The organism is Lysobacter tyrosinilyticus, from assembly GCF_054779815.1.
Genome location: NZ_BAAGXN010000006.1, coordinates 23,080 through 41,943, shown reverse-complemented (window position 1 = coordinate 41,943; position 18,864 = coordinate 23,080). Strand labels below are relative to the sequence as shown.

The window sequence follows — 18,864 nt, the reverse complement described above, 5'->3', positions numbered from 1 at the left end:
TGCCACGGGATCTCTTCGATGCTGACTTACGCGCGCTGGAAATACGTCGCTTTCCTGATCGTCCTGCTACTGAGTGCCGTGTATGCGGTGCCGAACCTGTTTCCGCAGGATCCGTCGGTGCAGGTCACCGCCAACCACGGTGCTCCCGTCGACGAAGCGCTGCGCAAGCGCGTCGAAGATGGCCTGAAAACGGCCGGTATCGCCGTCAAGCAGGTTGAAATCGACAAGAAGAAAAACAACCTGCTGGTCCGCCTGACCAATCCGGACTTGCAGGTGAAGACGGCGGACGCACTGCGTCCGCAGCTGGGCAGCGATTACATCGTCGCGCTCAACATCGCCTCCACCGTGCCGGACTGGCTGGAGCAGATCGGCGCGCGGCCCATGTCCAAGGGTCTCGACCTGCAGGGCGGCGTGCACTTCCTGATGAAGGTGGACCAGAAGGCGGCGCTGGAGAAGCGGCTGGATGCCACCGCCGAAGACCTGCGTGTGCTGCTGCGCGACAACCACATCGCCTACACCTCGGTCGATCGTCGTCCCGACAACAGCCTCGCGGTGACGCTGCGTGACACGACTTCCGCCGGTACAGCAGCAGGCCTTATCACCAAGAACCAGCCGACCCTGCAGCAGCAGGCGCAGGGCAATCAGATCGTTCTTCAGGCGCCGCCGGCCGAACTGCAGAAGTACGCCGCCGACGCGATCGAGCAGAACGTCACGACCCTGCGCAACCGCGTCAACTCGCTCGGCGTCGCCGAGCCGGTGATCCAGCGCCAGGGCAACGACCGCATCGTGGTCGAGCTGCCGGGCGTGCAGGACACCGCGCAGGCCAAGCGCATGATCGGCGCGACCGCCACGCTGGAATACCGCGCCGTGGTCGAAGGCAATCCGATCGAAGCCGTCGAAAGCGGCAACATCCCGCCGGAAGCGCGCGTCTATTACCGTCGTGAGCGCGCTCCCGACGGCAAGCAGATTCCGATCCTGCTCAACAAGCGCGTGATCGCTTCGGGCGACCAGCTGGTGGGCGCGACTACCGGCTTCGACCAGAAGAGCGGGACGCCGACCGTGTCGGTGCGCCTGAACAGCGCCGGCGGCCAGCGCATGTTCGATTTCACCAGCGAGAACGTCGGCAAGCCGATGGCGGTGGTGTACATCGAGCGCCTGCCGGAAGTGAAGGTCGTCGACGGCAAGGAAGTGCGCAGCACTCGCATCAGCGAGGAAGTGGTATCGGTTGCCACCATCCAGGGCGTCTTCAGCAACGAATTCCAGACCACCGGTCTGAGCATGCAGGAAGCCGCCGATCTCTCGAAGCTGCTCAAGTCCGGTTCGCTCGCCGCGCCGATGGACTTCGAGGAGGAGCGCACGGTCGGCCCGAGCCTGGGTAAGGAGAACGTCGAACGCGGCCTGAAGGCGGTGCTGTTCTCGTTCGCCTTCGCGCTGGTGTTCTTCCTGGTCTACTACCGCATGTTCGGCGTGATCACCTGCATCGCGCTGCTGCTCAACCTGGTGATGGTGTTCGCGCTGATGTCGTTCTTCGGCGCGACGATGTCGCTGCCGGGTCTGGCCGGCATTGCGCTGACCGTGGGTATGTCGGTCGACGCGAACGTGCTGATCAACGAGCGTATCCGCGAGGAGCTGCGGTTGGGATTGCCACCGCAGACTGCGATCGCCACCGGTTATGACCTCGCGTCCGGCACCATCCTCGACGCCAACGTCACCGCGTTCCTGGTGGGTCTGGCCATGGCAGCGTTCGGTACCGGTCCGCTGCGCGGCTTTGGTATCACCACCATGCTGGGTATCGCCACGTCGGCCTACACGGCCGTGTCCGTCTCGCGCGCCATCGCCACGCTGATCTACGGTGGCCGTCGCAAGCTGAAGTCGATCTGGATCTGAGTCGGGGAAACTTTCGATGAAACCTTTCAATGTGTTCCCGTACGACAGCGCGATCCACTTCATGCGTGCACGCGTGGTGTCGCTGGTCATCGCGGCGCTGCTGATGTTCGCCGCGATCGGTGCGATGGCGGTCAATGGCTTCAACTTCGCGCTGGACTTCACCGGTGGCGTGGGCGTTGAGCTGCGCTTCGCCAAGCCGGTCGAGGTCGAGAGCGTGCGTTCGCGCCTGGCCGCTGCCGGTTACGACAATGCGCAGGTGCAGAGCTTCGGCACCGGTACCGACCTGCTGGTGCGCCTGCAGAAGAAGGAAGGCGGCAGCAGCGCCACGACCAGCATCGCGCAGGACGTCAAGCAGGCCGCATCCACTGCGGACAACCCGGCCGAGGTGCGCAGTAGCGCCGAGATCAGCGCCCAGGTCGGCAAGGAGCTGCGCGACAACGGCATCCTGGCGCTGGTATTCGTGGTCCTGGGCTTCCTGATCTACATCTCGTTCCGCTTCGAATGGAAGTTTGCTGTCGCCGCGATCATTACCACGCTGCACGACGTGGTGATCGTGGTGGGCTGGTTCGCGCTGAGCGGGCACGAGTTCGATCTCACTGTCCTGGCCGGTGCGTTGTCAGTGATGGGTTATTCGGTCAACGACACCATCGTGGTGTTCGACCGCGTGCGCGAGAACTTCCGTTCGATGCGCGCCACTCCGTCGGAAGTACTGAACGCCTCGATCAACCAGACGCTGTCGCGTACGGTGATCACCTCGTTCGTGGCCTTCCTGACCGTGCTGGCGTTGTACATCTACGGTGGTGCGTCGCTGCGCGGCATGGCCGAATCGCAGATCATCGGCATCATCATTGGTACCTTGTCCTCGATCTTCGTGGCCTGCCCGCTGCTGATGTGGCTGGGCGTGACCAAGCAGGACCTGATGCCGAAGGCGCGCGACGAGGCGGCGCTGGCGCGTCGTCCGTAAGCCGGTTCTTCAGCAACATTCGCTTCAACAAAAAAGGCCGCGCACTGCGCGGCCTTTTTCTTGGCTTGTAGGGCGGATCTTGCTCTGCCGCTTTGGCTTCTGTAGATCCGCGAGGTGCCCCTGCTTCGGTGGAGACGCCGAGCAGGCTCGGCGCTACGCAAGCGCAGCGGAGCAAGCTCCGCTCTACAAAGAACGATCAATCCAGCGCGTTCGCGTAACCGGTCACCACGATCTTGTTCTGCAGCGCGTCGCAGATCTTCAGGTTGCCGGCCACCAGCGGGCGACCCATCAGGCCGCGGGTATCCATGGGGCCGGTGGAGCGGCCACGGTAGTCGACGACCTTGCCGCCGGCTTCGCGCACCATCAACACGCCAGCGGCGATGTCCCACGGCTTCACGCCGGACTCGAAGTAGGCGTCGGCGCGGCCGCAGGCCACGTAAGCCAGGTCGAGTGCAGCCGAGCCGGTACGGCGGATGTCCTCGACATCCAGCAGCAGGTTGTCGATGCACTTGAGCTGGGCGCTGGCGTTCTTGCGTTCGCGCGGCGGGAAGCCGGTGACCAGCATCGCGCCGTTGAGATCCTTGCGCTCGGCGACGCGGATCTTCTTGTCGTTGAGGGTCGCGCCGCTGCCGCGGCTGGCGGTAAACAGGTCGTTGCGCAGTGGATCGAAGATCACGCCATGGATCGGTTCGCCGTTTTCGACCAGGGCGATCGAGACGCAGAAGTGCGGGAAGCCGCGCAGGTAGTTGCTGGTGCCGTCGAGCGGGTCGATGACCCAGGTGAAGCGACCCGAGCCCGACGCGCCGCCTTCCTCGCCGAGGATGGCGTAGTCGGGGGTGGCGCGGCGCAGCTCCTTGACGATCACGGTTTCGGCCTGGCCGTCGACTTCGCTGGCGTAGTCCAGCCGGTCCTTCTCGATCACGTTCAGCGCATCGAGCTTGTGCATGTTGCGCAGCAGGACGTTGCCGGCCGCGCGGGCGGCCTTGATCATGAGGGTGACGGCGGGTTTCTGCATGGCGGTACGAGCCTCTTGATCAGGGCGGGGGACGGGCTGGCGGTGCGAAAGAGCGTTCCCGGCGTCGGGGCCGGGGGCGCGGAGTTTACCATTGCCGCGCATGAGTACCGATTCCATGAGCAGTAATTCGAACAGCCCTTCGATGGCCGCCCCACAGATGAACGTCGCCGACCGCATCCGCATTGTCCTGGTCGGCACCCAACACCCCGGCAACATCGGGTCCGCCGCCCGCGCCATGAAGACCATGGGCCTGTCGCGGCTGGTCCTGGTGGCGCCCGAACGCGTCCCGGACGCGGACTCCTACGCGCTCGCGGCCGGTGCCGACGACGTGCTGGCCGCCGCCGTCACCCACGAGACCCTGGCCGAGGCGGTCGCCGACTGCCGCCTGGTTCTGGGCTGCACCGCGCGTAGCCGACGCATCCAGTTAGAGGAGCTGGAGCCGCGGGCCGCCGGGGCGCGCGCCGTGGCCGAGTCCGGCACAGGCGGGGAGATCGCCGTCGTCTTCGGCCGTGAGCGCACCGGTCTCACCAATGACGAATACGAGCTGTGCCATGTAGCCGTGCACATCCCGGCCAACCCCGAGTACAGCTCGCTCAACTTGGCCATGGCCGTGCAGGTCCTTAGCTACGAGATCCGTCTGGCCGCGCTGGCCGGCGCGACGCCGCAGGGCGAGGAGGAACTGCGCGAATCTCCCGCTTCCCACGCCGAAATGGAAGGCTTCTTCGCCCAACTGGCCGATACCCTGGACGCGATCGACTTCCACAAGGGCAGGGCGCCCGAATCGGCGATGCGCAAGCTGCGCCGGCTGTTCCTGCGGGCCCAGCCGGATCCCCGTGAGGTCCGGATCCTGCGCGGCGTACTGGCTGATGCGCAGCGGATGGCCCGGATCGCCGGTGAGAAGGGCGCTTGAATCCCCGGCCGGCGGGGTGGGAGTTCGGCAAGTTCCTTACCCCCGGCTTTTGCTTTAGTCTGCGGGTCGTCTTGACGCAGGTTTCACTCGTTTGAGCACTTGCCTCACCGCCCCTCTGCGACGTCTCGCCGTCCTGGCGTTGGCTTTCGTGCTCCTGCTGCCCCTGCCGGCCCTGGCCGGCGACCAGGGCGTCCTGGTGCTCGGGCGGATCAGCGACGACCCCAAGGCCCATTACGAGCAGCTCAAGTCGCTGCTCGACTACGTCGTGCCGCGGATGAAGGACGTGGGCATCCGCGAGGGCCGCATCCTCATGGCCAAGGATGCGCAGCAGATGGCCAGCTATCTGCGCCGCGGGCGCGTCGATTGGGTCACCGAGACCGCCGGCACCGGCATGATGCTGAAGCAGCGCGCCGACGCGAAGCCGCTGCTGTTGACCGAGCGCGACGGCACCAGCCATTACCACACCGTGTTCTTCGCGCGCGCCGACAGCGGGATCCAGTCGCTGGATGATCTGCGCGGGCACAGCGTCGCGTTCCAGCGCCCGACGTCCACCAGCGCCTACTTCCTGCCGGCGACCGAATTGCTTCATCGTGGCAATGCCCTGGAATTGCTGTTGTCGCCGACCGACAAGCTCAACTCGAGCGTGGTCGGTTACGTCTTCGCCCGGTCCGAACTCAATATCGCCACCTGGGTGCACAAGCGCCTGGTCGATGTCGGCGTGATGAGCAACCTGGACTGGAACAATCCGCGCCGGGTCCCGGCTGCCTTCCGCGCGGACCTGCGCGTGATCGGCGAAACCGGCAGCGTGCCGCGCGCGCTGGAACTGGTGCGCAACGATCTGGATCCGAAGGTCGAGGCGCGCCTGCGCAAGGTGCTGTGCGACGCCGCCAAGGACCCCAACGCGCGCGATGCGCTGCAGGGCTTCTTCCAGACCACCCGATTCCTACCGATGGACGCCAGCTCGCAGCACGCGCTCGACGATCTCGCCGACGGCGTAGCCCGTGTTCGCAGCGAAGTGGAATAAGGTGCGTCGCGGATGAATCTTCGCTACGGGCTGCAGGCCCGCTTCCTCGCTCTGATGGCGCTCGCACTGCTGGTGGTGCTGGGGCTGATGGTGCTGCTGTGGAGTCGTCAGACCCGCATGCAGGGCGAAGTGGAGACCGTTACCCGCGACAGCATGGAGCGCATCGTCAGTGCGAGCCTGCGTCGCCAGGGCGAAGGCATGGTGACGCAGCTGTCGGAGTCGCTGGCTAATCCGCTGTACTACTTCGACCTGGATGCCATCGGCGTGCTTGGTCGCTCGGCGCTTAACCAGCCGGGCATCCGCTACGTGCTGGTCTATGACGCCGAGGGCAACATCCTGCACGACGGCAGCGAGGAGATCCCGAGCTACGGCAAGCGCATGGACGACGCCATGGCGGGCCAGGCCGTCGCCGCGCCGCAACTGTTGACCCAGTTCGGCGAAGACCTGATGGACGTCGCCGCGCCGATCATGATCGGCAATGAACGCATCGGCGGCGTGCGCGTCGGTTTCGACCTGCGCGGATTGCGCAACGACCAGGACGCGGCCGTCGGCGAGTTGCGTTCGCGACTCAATGAACTCGGACGCCGCCAGCTGCTATGGGTCATCGTGCTCAGCGCCGGCTTGTTCGGGCTGGGCGTGCTGATGCTGGTCCTGATCCAGCGCTCGCTGGTGCGCCCGATCCGACAACTGGCCGACGCGGCGCACTCGATCGAACTGGGCCATTTCGAAGCGGCGCGTACGCCCGTCAGCAATCGCAACGACGAAGTCGGCGACCTGCTGCGCGCCTTCAACCGCATGAGCACCTCGGTGGCGCGCCACGATCGCGAGATCCGGCGCATGGCCTACACCGACGCGCTTACCAGTCTCGCCAACCGACTCGCCTTCCGCGAGACCCTCGACGAGCGTCTGTTGCAGATGCAGGGTGCCGGCCGTCAACTGGCGCTGTTGTTTGCCGATATCGACGACTTCAAGCGCGTCAACGACACCCTCGGCCATGACGCCGGCGACGAAGTACTGCTGCAGTTCGCGCAGCGCATTCGCGAGACCGTCCGGCGCATCGGTGGTGAAGGTGCGGCGCTGGCGCGCTTCGGTGGCGACGAGTTCGTCATCCTGGTGGAGCCCGACGCGCAGACCGGCCAGGACGCGCGCGAAGTCGCCAGCCGCCTGGCTGAAGCGCTGGTCACCGAGCTGGGACTGCCGATCACGGTGCACAATCGCCAAGTGTTCCTCGGCACGTCGATCGGCATCACCCTGTTCCCGCAGGATGCGGCCGGCGCCAACGCGCTGATGAAGAACGGCGACATCGCCATGTACCAGGCGAAGGTCGCCGGCAAGAATTGCTACCGCTTCTACAGCCGCGCAATGGACCAGGCGGTGGAGCGGCGCGTGCACCTCGAACACGAGCTGCGTGGGGCCTGGGACCGCGGTGAGCTGAGCCTGGTCTACCAGCCGGTCTATCGCGTCGCCGACAATGCACTGCTGGGTGCCGAAGCGCTGCTGCGCTGGCAACATCCCGAGCACGGCACCATCGCGCCTTCGGTCTTCATCGATGTGGCCGAACAGAGCGGCCTGATCGAAACGTTAGGGCCGCAGGTGCTGCGCGCGGCCTGCCACGATGCCGTGCGCTGGAGTTCACAGCGCGGCGACCTCGAGCCACTGTTCGTGTCGGTGAATCTGTCGCCACGTCAGTTGCGCAGCGGCGACTTGCCACAGATCGTGGCGAAAGTACTGCACGACACCGGGTTGAATCCGAAGCAGCTGCACCTGGAGCTGACCGAAACCGCGGTGCTGGGTGACGAGTCGCTCGCCAGCGCGCTGTTGTCGCAGTTGCGCAATACCGGCGTGCAGGTGTGGCTGGACGACTTCGGTACCGGTTTCTCCGGCCTGAGTCACCTGAGGCGCGTGCCGATCGACGGTGTGAAGATCGACCGCAGCTTCATCGCCGACATCCTGCGGGATCCGGATGACCTCGCGCTGACTACGGCGATCATCGCGATGGCGCACTCGCTCGGCATCATCGTCATCGCCGAGGGCGTGGAGCGCGAAGGCCAGTACGACCTGTTGCGCGAACGCGACTGCGATCTCGCCCAAGGCTATCTGCTCGGCCATCCGGTGCCGACGGCGGAGTTCACGAAGCTGCTGGGCGCTGTGTCCGCGTAATGCGGAAGCATTCGTAGCTGGCAAGGCCGGGTTGGCTTCACCAACCCAGCAGCGTGGATTTGGGCGCTGGGTTGATAACCCAAGCCAGCCTACGAAAGCAGATCAAGCCAATGCGTGGCCGCGGCCGCGAGACTGCCTGACAGCATGCCCACGACGGCGATGGCTGCCGCACTGGCAACCCAGGCCCCCGCCAGTAGTCGGCCGTCGCGTTCGAGCAACGCCAGCGCGAACAGCAACAGCAGCAACGCGAACAGCACATTGGTGAAGGGAATCGGCAACGACAGCAGCAGGCCGAGCAGGATCAGGTTGAGGCCGGTGAAGGCGCTGGCGATCGGATGATCGAGCAGCACATCCGTGCGTGGCTTCACCACCCGTTCCAGCCGCGCCAACCATGGGCCGATTCGGTTGCGGAACGTAGCCATCGCATGGCGGTGAGGACCACGCCGGCCCAGGAACTTTGGCAGCCAGGGTTCGTTGCGCCCAAACAGCAGCTGCACGCCGACCAGGATCACCAGCGGTCCGCTGACGACGCCGGCGACACCGGGGATGAAAGCGACCGGGATCGAGAGGAACAGCAGCATCCCGAACGCGCGTTCCTCCAGTCCCTCCAGCACGTCGTGCAGACGGATGACTTCCGCGGGATCGCCCTGTGCAAACCGGTCGAGCAGCACGCGCGTGCTGGCTTCGGGCGCTTCGACCCGCGGGCCGCGATCAGGCGGTGGTGTCATCGTCGTCGCTGTCTGCTTCCGTGACTTCGCGCTGCAGGAGCAGTTTGTCGATGCGCGGGCCGTCGAGGTCGATCACTTCAATGCGCCAGCTGGCCCATGCGAAGTTCTCGCCGACGTGCGGAATGCGCCCGTAGTGCGCGATCACCATGCCGGCCGCGGTATGGAAATCGTGCTCGTCCTCGCCCGGCAGCCGACCGCCCCCGATCAGCTCGCGCAGATCCTCTGCCGGCAACGCGCCATCGAGCAGGAACGAGCCATCCGCGCGCTCCACTACCGGCTCGTGGCCGGCGTCTTCGTCGGAAAGCCCCGCGCTGTCGTAGATGCGGCCCATTACGGCGCCCATCAGGTCATTGAGCGTCACCAGTCCGGCGACGTCACCGTACTCGTCGACGACCAACGCGAAGGACTGCTGCTCTTCGCGGAAGATTTCCAAGAGCTTCAACGCGTGCGTGGATTCGGAGACGAACAGCGGCTCGCGCAACTCACCGAACAGGTCGGGATCGGCTTGGCCGATGGTATCGAGCAGCGTCTTCACCTCGAGCACGCCCATCACATCGCTGTCGCTGTCGCGATAGACCGGGTAGCGCGAATAGGCGTGCTCGCGCATGGCCGCGAGGTTTTCCTCGAGGCTGGCCGCGGCGTCGAGCCAGGCGATGCGCACGCGCGGTGTCATCAGACTCTCGGCGGTGCGGTCGCCCAGGCTGAGCACGCGATTCATCATCTTGCGCTCGTCGGCGTCGATCACGCCCTGTTCGTGGCTTTCACTCACCAGCAGGCGGATTTCTTCTTCAGTGACACGCTCGTCATTGCCGGTGCTCAGGCCCAGCAGGCGCATGACGGTGCGCGTACACCACGTCAGCGCCATGACGAACGGCTTGGCCACTTTGGCGAAGAAGTCCATCGGATACGCCACGGCGGCCGCGATCTGCTCGGAACGCAGGGTGCCGATGCGCTTGGGCACCAGTTCGCCTATGAGGCCGAACGCGAACAGCATCAGCAGGAAGCCACCGGCAAAGCCGATCTGGCCGGCGTAGGGGGCCAACAGAGGCACATTGCGCAGCGGCTTGGCGATCTCGTCGCCCATGGACTCGCCACCGAAGTAGCCGATCAGCAGGCTCAGCAACGAGATCCACAGCTGCACCGCCGAGAGGAAGCTTTCCGGGTGCTCGGACAACTCCAGCGCCTTGGCGGCACGACGACTGCCCTGGGCCATCTGCTTGAGCCGGCTCTTGCGGGAGGTCATCACCGCCATCTCCGACATCGCGAAGAAGGCGTTGAACAGGATCAGGGCGAGGACGATCAGGAAATGCAGCATCCGGGCCGGTCCATGGAGTAGGGATCAGCGCTGGCGCGCACGGTCGGGGCCAGGCTGGCCGGTGCCGGAAACTGCGGTTTTGGGTCGTCGTCCATTGTCGGGGTGGCTCGGAGGGCGGGGAATGTTAACAGGCGGCCGGGGACAGCCCTGGCAAGGCGCCCATGGTGTAATGGGGACCTGGACGGAGGCGCACAAGGCGACCACCTCAGGTCAGGGAATGGCCGAAACCGTCACCGAGCGGTCATAATCGCGCCCGCCGTTCCGGCCCCCTTTCTTATTCCGTCTACCCGACGAGGCTTCCGCATGTTCTCCCTGCAAACCATTTTCGGCCAAGGCATGCAGTTCTATACGCTGCTCGAAGCAGCGGCGAATGCTGCGCACGACAGCACGAAGGCCCTGCACGGGATGCTCAAGGACACCCAGCGCTCGCCGTCGCTGGATGCCTTCAAGCTGGCGCGCCAGCGCGAACGCGAAGCCTCGGACAAGATCAGCCAGGAGCTGGTCAACAGCTTCATCACCCCGATCGAGCGCGAGGACATCGAATCGCTGGGTACCGCGCTGTACAAGATCCCCAAGCAGGTCGAGAAGTTCGCCGACCGCTACTCGCTCGCCATCACCCACCTTGAAGGCATCGACTTCGCGCCGCGCGCGGCGATGCTGGAGCAGGCGGCCGGCGTGGTGGTGAAGATGGTCCACGAGCTGCGCGACATGAAGCTCGAGCGCATGAAGACGCTCAACGACCAGCTGCGCTCGATCGAGATGGAAGCCGATCGCCTGATGCTCGAGCTGTATCGCGACATCTATTCCGGCAAGCTCGACCATCTGCAGATGTTCCTGCTGAAGGAATTCTTCGAGATCCTGGAAAAGGCCATCGACCGCTGCCGCGAGGCCGGTGTCGTGGCGTACGAAATCGTACTGAAGAACAGCTGAGGGTGAGCAGCGATGCTTGCGCGCCACTGGCGCGCTCGCTGCGAACGCCCCGCCAGGACGGCGGGGCCGGACCATCCGAAGCGGCACTGTCTCGCCATGGATGGCTGCGTGAAATTTTGAGAAAGGGCAATTCATGCTGACCCTCTTGTTCGTCGTCATCGTGATGGCGCTGCTGTTCGAGTTCATCAACGGATTCCACGACACCGCAAACTCGATCGCCACGGTGGTGGCGACCAAGGTGCTGTCGCCGGGCCAGGCCGTGATCCTGGCCGCCGCGATGAATCTGGTCGGTGCGTTCTGGGGGACGGCCGTTGCCAAGACGATCTCCTCGGGCTTGATCAACACCGACGTGGTCAACGTCACTTCGCAAGTGATCATCTGCGCGCTCGCCGGTGCGATCGTATGGAACCTGATCACCTGGTGGCGCGGCCTGCCTTCCTCGTCGTCGCACGCGCTGATCGGCGGACTGTGCGGCGCGGCGATGGCCGCCGCGCACAACAACTGGGCGGCACTGATCTGGTCGAAGGCCGGCGATGAAGGCTGGACCTCGAACAAGGGCCTGTTGTGGAAGGTGCTGGTGCCGATGGTGAGTTCGCCGGTGGCGGGCTTCCTGCTTGGCTTCCTGATCCTCGCGCTGCTGTACGCGATCATCGCCGGCATGAAGCGTCTCGGCGGCGTGTTGGCGCGCGCCGCGCGGCCGCGCTGGGTCAATGCCTTCTTCGGCAAGGCGCAGCTGTTGTCGGCCGGCTACATGGGCTTCGCCCACGGCACCAACGATGCGCAGAAGACCATGGGCATCATCGCGCTGGCGATCTTCGGCGCGCAGAACGCGGGCGTGCTGGACGGACTGCCGTCGTGGCTGGCGTTCCTGCATCCCGATGGCGGTGAGAAGGCCATCGACAGCTGGATCATGGTCTCCTGCGCGCTGGTGATGGCGGCCGGTACCGCCGCCGGCGGCTGGCGCATCATCAAGACGCTGGGCCACAAGATGGTGAAGCTGCATCCGATCGATGGCTTCGCGGCGGAATCGGCTTCGGCCACCATCCTGGTGACTGCGGCGCACTTCGGCATGCCGGTCTCGACCACGCACAGCATCTCCACCGCGATCATGGGCGTGGGCTACGGCAAGAACCCGCGCAAGCTCAAGCTGACCGTAATCGAGCGCATCGTGTGGGCCTGGATCCTGACCATTCCTGCCGCTGCCGGCGTCGCCTACGGGCTATTCAAGATGTTCGAAGCGATCGGCTGGGCGTAACGGTCGCGTACTGCATGCAATGAAAAAGGCCCGCGATGCGGGCCTTTTTCTTGATGCCAGGAGTGCGGATCAGAACAGGTCGCCACCGGCGGACATCAGCTTCTCCATGCGGTCGCCGAGCCCGCCGATTTCCAGGATCAGGCGGTCGACCTCGGAACCATCCAGGCCTTCATACGGCCGGTTCTCCACCAGCTGGAGGTGCGGCACGCCATCGAGATCGCCGATGGCGAGGTAGCCGACCACGCTCTGCCAGTTGAAGGCCAGCGCACGCTTCGGGTCCATTCCCGTGGTCGGCGCGATCGCGGTGCTCACCCGAAGGTAGGGGCGGCCGTCATCGTCGTCGAGCTCCGACAGGAAGATCGACTGGTGCCGCGCGCCCTTTTCCAGCGACAGCTCGATGCAGATCACGTCCTCTTCATGCAAGGTCGCGCTGTAGCCCGAGGTTTTGACGTGGCGGCGGATGGATTCGAAGTTGCGCACTTGTAACTCCTTGCTGGTGCCCTCCGGATTGCCGGACGGCGGTCTGCGACATCGAGGCTATGCTACCGCGATGGACATGGACACGACCAAACGCATTCTTGCCGCGATTCGCGCCATCCCCAAAGGGCAGGTGGCCGGATACGGCGAAGTCGCGCGCCGGGCTGGCCTGCCGGGACGCGCCCGACTCGTGGCGCGCCTGCTCAGCCAGAACGAGGACCGCAAGCTGCCGTGGCATCGCGTGTTGCGCTCGGACGGGCGCATCGCATTTCCCGAAGGCTCGGAAGGCTGGCGTGAGCAGAGTGTCCGGTTGCGCAGTGAAGGCGTGACCGTCGAGAACGGTCGCGTACGTGGCCTGCGTGCGGCGGTGACGGCGGAGGAAGCGCTCGACGCCGAGATCTGGGGCGCGCCGCCGGCAGCGAAGTCGCCACGCAAGGCTACGAAGGTTGCGAGAAAGCGCGCGCCCCAGCGTTGACGGGGCAGGGGTGGTGCCCGGTTACCCGTTGGTCGGGGGAAGCGGTGCCAATGCCGTTACCATGTGGCATCCCCCGAGGTGTTGCGATGTTCTCCCGACTCCCCCCTGTGACCAAGGGCCTGTTGATCGCCAACGGCCTGATGTTTTTGCTGCAGTCGCTGTTCCGCGACGAGTCCTTCAGCGCGCTGATGCTGTGGCCGATCGGTATCGACGGCAATCCATTCGCTTACGGGTTCATGCCGTGGCAGCTGCTGACCTACGGCTTCCTGCATGGCAACTTCATGCACCTGGCCTTCAACATGCTCACGCTGGCGATGTTCGGATCGCAGGTCGAGTACGTCTGGGGTCAGAAGCGGTTTCTGAATTACTACCTCGTGTGCGTTGTCGGCGCTGCGCTATGTCAGCTGCTCGTGGGCTGGTGGACGTTGTCGCAGGGTGGCGAGGCCTACCCGACGCTGGGTGCATCCGGTGGCATCTTCGGCTTGCTGCTGGCGTACGGCATGTTGTTTCCGAATCAGCGAGTCATGCTGCTGTTCCCGCCCATCCCGATGAAGGCGCGCACCCTGGTCGTCATGTATGCGCTGGCGGAGCTGTTATTCGGTTTGAACGGCTGGCAACCCGGCGTGGCGCATTTCGCGCATCTGGGCGGCATGTTGTTCGGCTGGTTGCTGATCCGTTACTGGAGCGGCAAACCGCCGTTTGGCCGACGTCGCCGTACGCCACGAATGCGGGTGGTTCGCTAATTCGTATGCAAGAACGGCGCGGATTTCCGCGCCGTTTTTTTGTTTGTTCCCTTGTTGCGTCAGTAGATGCCGTTGCCGCGCACGGTATCGGTGGAACGCGGGGACGTGACTAGGCAGGAGCCGGATGGGTTTCCGGGAACATCGCAGCAGCCGATGTTGCTCGGGCAGCCTTGGGACTGCCAGATCAGTTTTGGGGTCTCCCGACATCCCAGGCCATGTCGGGACTCGGGTAGGGTCGACGACTTCGAGCCCAGACATACCAGATTTGCGGATACGGGCGTTGTAACCGTCTGGATGATGTGACGCTCGCGCGCCTGCGCTGGCAGGGCTGCGCGTGCGGGTGCGACTGCCTTCTGCTTGACCGTCGGCTGCGCTTGGTAAGCCTGTGCCGCGAAGGGCAGCAGCAGGCAAGCGATCATGGCCCTTCGCATGAGCGCGCCGTGCAGTTGCTGGCGTCGGATCGGTGAGTGGAATGCCTTGGGCATGATCACTTCTTCCTGGCGGGAGCGGACGACAGCGGGTTCATCGCCGGCCACAGCACGGTGCGCTGCTCTGCCTTGGCCTGCATCGTGGCACCGGCTTTACAGGCAAACACCTCGCCGAAGCCGGCGAGATTCAACAGGGGCCCGTTTGCGCGCCATTGGCCGGGTGCATACACGGTGCTGGCCGCGCGCTGCGACGCGGCTTCCCGGGTCAGCTGTTGCGGCCATAGGCGTGCCCAACCGGTAAAGAATGCCTGGCGCGCCTCCTTGCTGGCTGCGGGTTGCGCGGTGTTGAGTGCGTTCCAAGCCAACTCCAGGCCGGCTTGATCGGCAATCGCCACGTCGCGCACCTGCGCGCCAGTGAGCTTCGCGCCCAACACGGCGTCGGTGTAGCCGCTGTATTGGCCAGCGAAGCGATTGCCGAGGGCTTCCCAAGCGCCGGCTTCGACCGGTGTCCACCAGTCGCGCAGTTCGCCTTTGGCATCGACCAGTCGCCCTTTGTTGTCGATTGCATGGCTCAGTTCGCGACCGACCAGTGCGCCAAACGTGCCGTATTGCGTGGCGATGTCGGCGCTCGGGTCGAGGACCGGCGCCTGCAGCACCGCAGCGGTGACGACCAGGCGATTCCCGGCGATGTCGTAGGCGAGGGCTGGTTGCTGCGGCAGCACGTCCCAGCGACGGTCGGCGTTGCCGCGACCGATACGCCGCATCTCCTCGCGATGACGCCAGGTCGAAGCGATCAACATGTTGCCGCCGAAGCTCCCGCGTCCCATTGGCTGCACGCTGTAGTCGAGATCGCGATTTGGCGCGCCGATTTCGATCTTCAATGCCGCGAGCTTTGCCGACGCTTCGGCTTTGGCCTGCATTCCCAGCCGCGGATCGCTGACGACGGCCGCCTCGATCGCGTGGCGTACCTGCGTGGCGATGTCTTCGGCACGCGAGCGGGTGCCTGGCAGGAGATAACGGGCTACGTACTCGCGACCCAACATGGGACCCGCCGCGAGGTCGATTGCATCGAGCACCTGCTGTTGGCGCGACAGTGGCATGAGTTGCCCTGCCAGCACACGCCCACGGAAATCGAAGCTGGTGTCGCGCCAGGGCTTGGCCAGATAGGGCGCCATTGCATCGCCGACGCGCCAGCGCAGATAGATCTTCCACTGCGCCGGCTTGAGCGAGCCGACCAGGCTGTCGAGCTGGGCGAACAACTGCGGATTCGCAATCGATACCGCGTCGTCGTTAATGCCTTGGGCTTTCAGGAATTCGGTCAGCTGCAGCTTGCGATAGGACTTGGCCAGGTTGGCCACGGGCATCGGTGCGTAATTTGCGCGCGGGTTACGCAGGTCGAGCAGCGGTTTGCTCGACTGCGCGATGCGCGTTTCCAGATCGATCACCTGCTGGGCTTCGGCGGCGGCTTTGTTCGTCGGAGTGCCGGTCAGGATCAGGATTTTCTGCACGTAGCCGTTGTAGAGGCCGAGCAGCTTGCGCGTGTCGGGATCGGTGCGCGTGTAATACGCCGGATCCGGCAGTCCCAATCCGTCCTGGCTGAAGTAGCCGATATGCCGGTTGAGATCATTGAGATCGACATCCGCGCCGAAATTGAAGACTACCGGGATGCCGACCTGATGCAGCGCCGCGATCGAAGCAGAAACATCGCCTGACTTCCTGATCGCATTGATACGGGCCAGCAGCGGCGCGATCGGATTGGCACCATCGCGTTCCACCGCGGCTTCGTCCAGACCACTTGCCCAGAAGTCGCCAAGCAGCTTCTGCACGTTGCCTTGCGGTGCGGTCATGGCCGCATCGAGCAAGTCGATCTGCTGCTGCCTCGCGCGGTCGCCGAGTTGATCCATCGCCGACAGAGATGCGACACCAGGCGGCAGAGGATTGGCCTTCAGCCAGGCGCCGTTCGCATAACTGTAGAAATCGGAGCAAGCATTGTTGCCCGTAGCGGACGATGTCCTGGCTTTGCTGGCTTTCTTCTTCGCGGCGTCGGCAGGCGTGGCGACTGCCGCAAGCAGGGTGAGCGCAACGGCGCAGGCAACCGGTCGGATGTGGGACATCGCGGGCTTCCGTGTCAGGGGACGCCCGAGTGTAACAAGGGGACTGCGAATGCCATGGTCACCCGCGTGAAGCGGGTCGTCGCGCTGATAAGCCGTTGCGCGACGCAAAAGAGAAGGCCCGGACGACGAGGTGCCGGGCCTTCGGATCAGCCACCCGCAAGGGGTGGCCAATGCCTTCGTGAAGCGATTACCAGATGACTACCTGCTTGTCGCTCTCTCGCACCATCGGCTGGCCGGGCTTGCACGAGAATGCCGCGGCAAAGATCGGCATGTTCGACGGCGCGCCGATCGCACGGAAGTTGGCAGGCGCGTGTTCGTCCGTCGTCAGGCGCGTTTCCAGCTCCTGCGGCGTGAAGTTGCGACGCCACACCGTGGCCCAGTTGAGGAAGAAGCGCTGGTCGCGGGTCAGACCGTCGGTCTTCGGGTCCGGCTTGCCCGCAGTGGCCTTCACCATCGCGTCGTACGCGGTAGCCAGGCCGCCCAGGTCGGCGATGTTTTCACCGAGCGTGTGCTTGCCGTCGACGTGCTTGCCGGGCATCGCTTCGTAACCATCGAACTGAGCGACGAGCTTGTCGGTGCGGCCGGCAAATGCCTTGGCATCGGCCGGAGTCCACCACACCTCGAAGTTGCCGGTCGGTCCAAAGCGGCTGCCCTGGTCGTCGTAACCATGGGTCATCTCGTGGCCGATCACCGCGCCGATGCCGCCGTAGTTCATTTCATCCGACGCGTTGGCGTCGAAGAACGGCGGCTGCAGGATCGCGGCCGGGAACACGATCTCGTTGGCCGACGGGTTGTAGTAGGCATTCACCATTTGCGGCGGCATGCCCCATTCGGTCTTGTCGACCGGCTTGCCGATCTTGCCCAGGTCCCACTTGTAGTTGAACTCGTTGGCCACCAGCACGTTGCCGATATAGCTGTCGCGCGAGGTGTTCAGGCCGGTCCAGTCGCGCCACTTGTCGGGGTAACCGATCTTCGGCGTGAAGGCAGCCCACTTCTCAAGCGCCTTCTTCTTGGTCTCGTCGCTCATCCAGTCGAGCTTCTCGATGCGCGACTTGAGCGACTCACGCAGGTTCTGCACCAGCGTTTCCATACGTGCCTTGGATTCGGCCGGGAAGGCGACCTTGACGTACAGCTGGCCCATGGTTTCGCCGGCCTGGCCTTCGATCAGGTCGAGCACGCGCTTGCCGCGCTCCTTGAGTTCCTTCTGGCCGCGCAGCGTCTGGTTGTAGAACGCGAAGTTCTCCTGCACGAACGCATCGGAGAGGTACGGCGAGGCGCTGTCGACCGTGCGGAAACGCAGGTAGCTCTGCCACTGGGCCGGCGACACTTCGTCGAGCATCTTGCTGACTTCCGCGTGGAAGGCCGGGATCGCCAGCGAGAACATCTTCGGCGCGGCCAGGCCCTGCGATTCGAAGAACTTGGTCCACGGGAAGTTCGGCGAAACCTTGTCGGCGTCGGCCAGGCTCACCGGGTGATAGAAGAGCTCGGCGTCACGCGACAATTGGGCGCGCGACATCGACGCCTTGGCCAGGCGGGTTTCGAACGCAACCACGTCCTTGGCCTGCTTGGCGGCATCGGCCGCAGCAACGCCGGACAGTTCCAGCACCTTGGCGACATGCTGCTCGAACGCGGCAACCTTGTCCTTGTTCTTGGCGTCGGTGTAGTAGGTCGAATCCGGCAGGCTCAGGCCACCCTGGAAGGCGGTGGCGATGTTCATGCTCGAATCCTTAAAGTCCGGCGACGAACCAAAACCGAACAGATTGTTCTCGCCCTTGGCCGCGCTCTCACGCAGGTAATCGGCCACGGCGGCCTTGCTGTCGAGCGTGGCGATCGCGTCCAGGCGCGACTTCAGCGGCGCGATGCCCTGGGCATTGATCTTCTCCGCGTCCATGCCGGTGGCGAAGATGTCACCGACGATCTTTTCGACGCCGGCGGCCTTGGTGTTCGCCGCGGCCTGTTCGGCCAGCTGGCGCTGCACGCCCTTCGAGCGTTCGTTGAGCATTTCGAACGCGCCCCACGAGGTGCGGTCGCCCGGAATCGGGTTGGCGGCCAGCCACTTGCCGTTCGCATAGCCGCCGAAGTCGACGCAGGCGTCCTTGCTGGTGTCGAGATCGCCGATGGCGAAGCGATTAACCGGCGGCAGCTTGCTTTCGTCGAGCTTGAGGGTGGACTCGGTGCTCGCCGCGGCCGCTTCGGTCTTGGCTTCTTCTTTCTTGGGGCAGCCGGTTAGCGCGACGGTAATGGCAAGGGGCAGGGCAAGCAGACCTGCGGTGATACGGGTGGACTGGACTTTCACTGAATCTCCGGGCCCGGAGAGGGCATGGCTGGGTTGTGGGACGCCTGCAGGGCGACAGCGGACTTTAGCCGTTCCCGGGTGCGGGCTCGGGTGTCTAAGGTCATGCGCGCCAGGGCTTGGGGCCGTGTTTTTCGCGCCTCTGG

The 18,864-nt window shown here is 64.8% G+C and carries 16 protein-coding genes; 9 read left to right on the top strand and 7 right to left on the bottom strand.

The window, feature by feature from the left end:
- Window positions 1-18 precede the first annotated feature (18 nt).
- Both secD and secF read left to right on the top strand, forming a co-directional pair.
- Window positions 19-1,887: a protein translocase subunit SecD gene (gene secD / locus ACYVGK_RS13780; protein WP_460734658.1), complete on the top strand. Its 1,869-nt coding sequence runs from the start codon at window positions 19-21 to the stop codon at window positions 1,885-1,887.
- A 16-nt stretch (window positions 1,888-1,903) separates the two neighbouring features.
- Entirely contained in the window at window positions 1,904-2,851 is a 948-nt protein-coding gene (secF, locus tag ACYVGK_RS13775; RefSeq protein WP_460734656.1) for a protein translocase subunit SecF, read from the top strand.
- 196 nt (window positions 2,852-3,047) lie between these two features.
- Here the strand turns inward: secF and ACYVGK_RS13770 are convergent, their stop codons facing one another.
- Complete coding sequence (locus ACYVGK_RS13770; protein ID WP_460734654.1) at window positions 3,048-3,866, bottom strand: inositol monophosphatase family protein; 819 nt, start codon at window positions 3,864-3,866, stop codon at window positions 3,048-3,050.
- A gap of 157 nt (window positions 3,867-4,023) precedes the next feature.
- Here ACYVGK_RS13770 and ACYVGK_RS13765 point away from each other — a divergent pair, with 157 nt between their 5' ends.
- The 3 genes from ACYVGK_RS13765 to ACYVGK_RS13755 all read left to right on the top strand — a co-directional run bounded on the left by ACYVGK_RS13765 (window position 4,024) and on the right by ACYVGK_RS13755 (window position 7,960).
- Window positions 4,024-4,776, top strand: coding sequence for an RNA methyltransferase (locus tag ACYVGK_RS13765; RefSeq protein WP_460734949.1), 753 nt, complete (start codon window positions 4,024-4,026; stop codon window positions 4,774-4,776).
- A 148-nt stretch (window positions 4,777-4,924) separates the two neighbouring features.
- Entirely contained in the window at window positions 4,925-5,800 is an 876-nt protein-coding gene (locus tag ACYVGK_RS13760) for a phosphate/phosphite/phosphonate ABC transporter substrate-binding protein (protein WP_460734652.1), read from the top strand.
- A 12-nt stretch (window positions 5,801-5,812) separates the two neighbouring features.
- Window positions 5,813-7,960: a putative bifunctional diguanylate cyclase/phosphodiesterase gene (locus tag ACYVGK_RS13755; RefSeq protein ID WP_460734650.1), complete on the top strand. Its 2,148-nt coding sequence runs from the start codon at window positions 5,813-5,815 to the stop codon at window positions 7,958-7,960.
- Window positions 7,961-8,049: 89 nt separating this feature from the next.
- On the opposite strand, the gene ACYVGK_RS13750 is transcribed toward ACYVGK_RS13755, so the two are convergent.
- A complete protein-coding gene (locus tag ACYVGK_RS13750; protein WP_460734648.1) occupies window positions 8,050-8,688 on the bottom strand; it encodes an exopolysaccharide biosynthesis protein in 639 nt (212 codons plus the stop codon).
- Entirely contained in the window at window positions 8,672-10,003 is a 1,332-nt protein-coding gene (locus ACYVGK_RS13745) for a hemolysin family protein (protein WP_460734647.1), read from the bottom strand. The genes ACYVGK_RS13750 and ACYVGK_RS13745 overlap by 17 nt, the downstream gene beginning before the upstream one ends.
- Window positions 10,004-10,306: 303 nt before the next feature.
- Between ACYVGK_RS13745 and ACYVGK_RS13740 the strand changes: the two genes are divergently transcribed.
- The gene (locus ACYVGK_RS13740; RefSeq protein WP_460734646.1) at window positions 10,307-10,933 is read left to right on the top strand and encodes a DUF47 domain-containing protein; all 627 of its coding nucleotides are present in this window, start codon (window positions 10,307-10,309) and stop codon (window positions 10,931-10,933) included.
- Window positions 10,934-11,066: 133 nt separating this feature from the next.
- Window positions 11,067-12,188 carry an inorganic phosphate transporter gene (locus tag ACYVGK_RS13735; protein WP_460734645.1) on the top strand — a complete coding sequence of 374 codons (1,122 nt, stop codon included), beginning with the start codon at window positions 11,067-11,069 and terminating at the stop codon, window positions 12,186-12,188.
- A 69-nt stretch (window positions 12,189-12,257) separates the two neighbouring features.
- Here ACYVGK_RS13735 and ACYVGK_RS13730 read toward each other — a convergent pair whose 3' ends face one another.
- The gene (locus ACYVGK_RS13730; RefSeq protein ID WP_460734644.1) at window positions 12,258-12,668 is read right to left on the bottom strand and encodes a type III secretion system chaperone family protein; all 411 of its coding nucleotides are present in this window, start codon (window positions 12,666-12,668) and stop codon (window positions 12,258-12,260) included.
- Between the two features lie 70 nt (window positions 12,669-12,738).
- Here ACYVGK_RS13730 and ACYVGK_RS13725 point away from each other — a divergent pair, with 70 nt between their 5' ends.
- Together ACYVGK_RS13725 and ACYVGK_RS13720 are read left to right on the top strand one after the other, a co-directional pair.
- The gene (locus ACYVGK_RS13725) at window positions 12,739-13,140 is read left to right on the top strand and encodes an MGMT family protein (protein WP_460734642.1); all 402 of its coding nucleotides are present in this window, start codon (window positions 12,739-12,741) and stop codon (window positions 13,138-13,140) included.
- Window positions 13,141-13,226: 86 nt separating this feature from the next.
- Window positions 13,227-13,883 carry a rhomboid family intramembrane serine protease gene (locus ACYVGK_RS13720; RefSeq protein WP_460734640.1) on the top strand — a complete coding sequence of 219 codons (657 nt, stop codon included), beginning with the start codon at window positions 13,227-13,229 and terminating at the stop codon, window positions 13,881-13,883.
- Window positions 13,884-13,942: 59 nt separating this feature from the next.
- Here ACYVGK_RS13720 and ACYVGK_RS13715 read toward each other — a convergent pair whose 3' ends face one another.
- The 3 genes from ACYVGK_RS13715 to ACYVGK_RS13705 form a co-directional block, all read right to left on the bottom strand.
- Complete coding sequence (locus tag ACYVGK_RS13715; protein ID WP_460734638.1) at window positions 13,943-14,368, bottom strand: hypothetical protein; 426 nt, start codon at window positions 14,366-14,368, stop codon at window positions 13,943-13,945.
- A gap of 2 nt (window positions 14,369-14,370) precedes the next feature.
- Complete coding sequence (locus tag ACYVGK_RS13710) at window positions 14,371-16,425, bottom strand: M13 family metallopeptidase (RefSeq protein WP_460734637.1); 2,055 nt, start codon at window positions 16,423-16,425, stop codon at window positions 14,371-14,373.
- A 187-nt stretch (window positions 16,426-16,612) separates the two neighbouring features.
- Window positions 16,613-18,721, bottom strand: a complete 2,109-nt coding sequence (locus ACYVGK_RS13705; RefSeq protein WP_460734635.1) for a M13 family metallopeptidase — start codon at window positions 18,719-18,721, stop codon at window positions 16,613-16,615.
- Window positions 18,722-18,864: the final 143 nt, after the last annotated feature.

What these genes read in the sequence shown, in the direction of transcription:
- ACYVGK_RS13720 (WP_460734640.1), top strand. Translation starts at nt 13,227, where the DNA reads ATGTTCTCCCGACTCCCCCCTGTGACCAAGGGCCTGTTGATCGCCAAC.
- ACYVGK_RS13710 (WP_460734637.1), bottom strand. Translation starts at nt 16,425, where the DNA reads ATGTCCCACATCCGACCGGTTGCCTGCGCCGTTGCGCTCACCCTGCTT.
- ACYVGK_RS13755 (WP_460734650.1), top strand. Translation starts at nt 5,813, where the DNA reads ATGAATCTTCGCTACGGGCTGCAGGCCCGCTTCCTCGCTCTGATGGCG.
- secF (WP_460734656.1), top strand. Translation starts at nt 1,904, where the DNA reads ATGAAACCTTTCAATGTGTTCCCGTACGACAGCGCGATCCACTTCATG.
- ACYVGK_RS13770 (WP_460734654.1), bottom strand. Translation starts at nt 3,866, where the DNA reads ATGCAGAAACCCGCCGTCACCCTCATGATCAAGGCCGCCCGCGCGGCC.
- ACYVGK_RS13745 (WP_460734647.1), bottom strand. Translation starts at nt 10,003, where the DNA reads ATGCTGCATTTCCTGATCGTCCTCGCCCTGATCCTGTTCAACGCCTTC.
- ACYVGK_RS13715 (WP_460734638.1), bottom strand. Translation starts at nt 14,368, where the DNA reads ATGCCCAAGGCATTCCACTCACCGATCCGACGCCAGCAACTGCACGGC.
- ACYVGK_RS13740 (WP_460734646.1), top strand. Translation starts at nt 10,307, where the DNA reads ATGTTCTCCCTGCAAACCATTTTCGGCCAAGGCATGCAGTTCTATACG.
- ACYVGK_RS13735 (WP_460734645.1), top strand. Translation starts at nt 11,067, where the DNA reads ATGCTGACCCTCTTGTTCGTCGTCATCGTGATGGCGCTGCTGTTCGAG.
- ACYVGK_RS13765 (WP_460734949.1), top strand. Translation starts at nt 4,024, where the DNA reads ATGAACGTCGCCGACCGCATCCGCATTGTCCTGGTCGGCACCCAACAC.
- ACYVGK_RS13750 (WP_460734648.1), bottom strand. Translation starts at nt 8,688, where the DNA reads ATGACACCACCGCCTGATCGCGGCCCGCGGGTCGAAGCGCCCGAAGCC.
- secD (WP_460734658.1), top strand. Translation starts at nt 19, where the DNA reads ATGCTGACTTACGCGCGCTGGAAATACGTCGCTTTCCTGATCGTCCTG.
- ACYVGK_RS13725 (WP_460734642.1), top strand. Translation starts at nt 12,739, where the DNA reads ATGGACATGGACACGACCAAACGCATTCTTGCCGCGATTCGCGCCATC.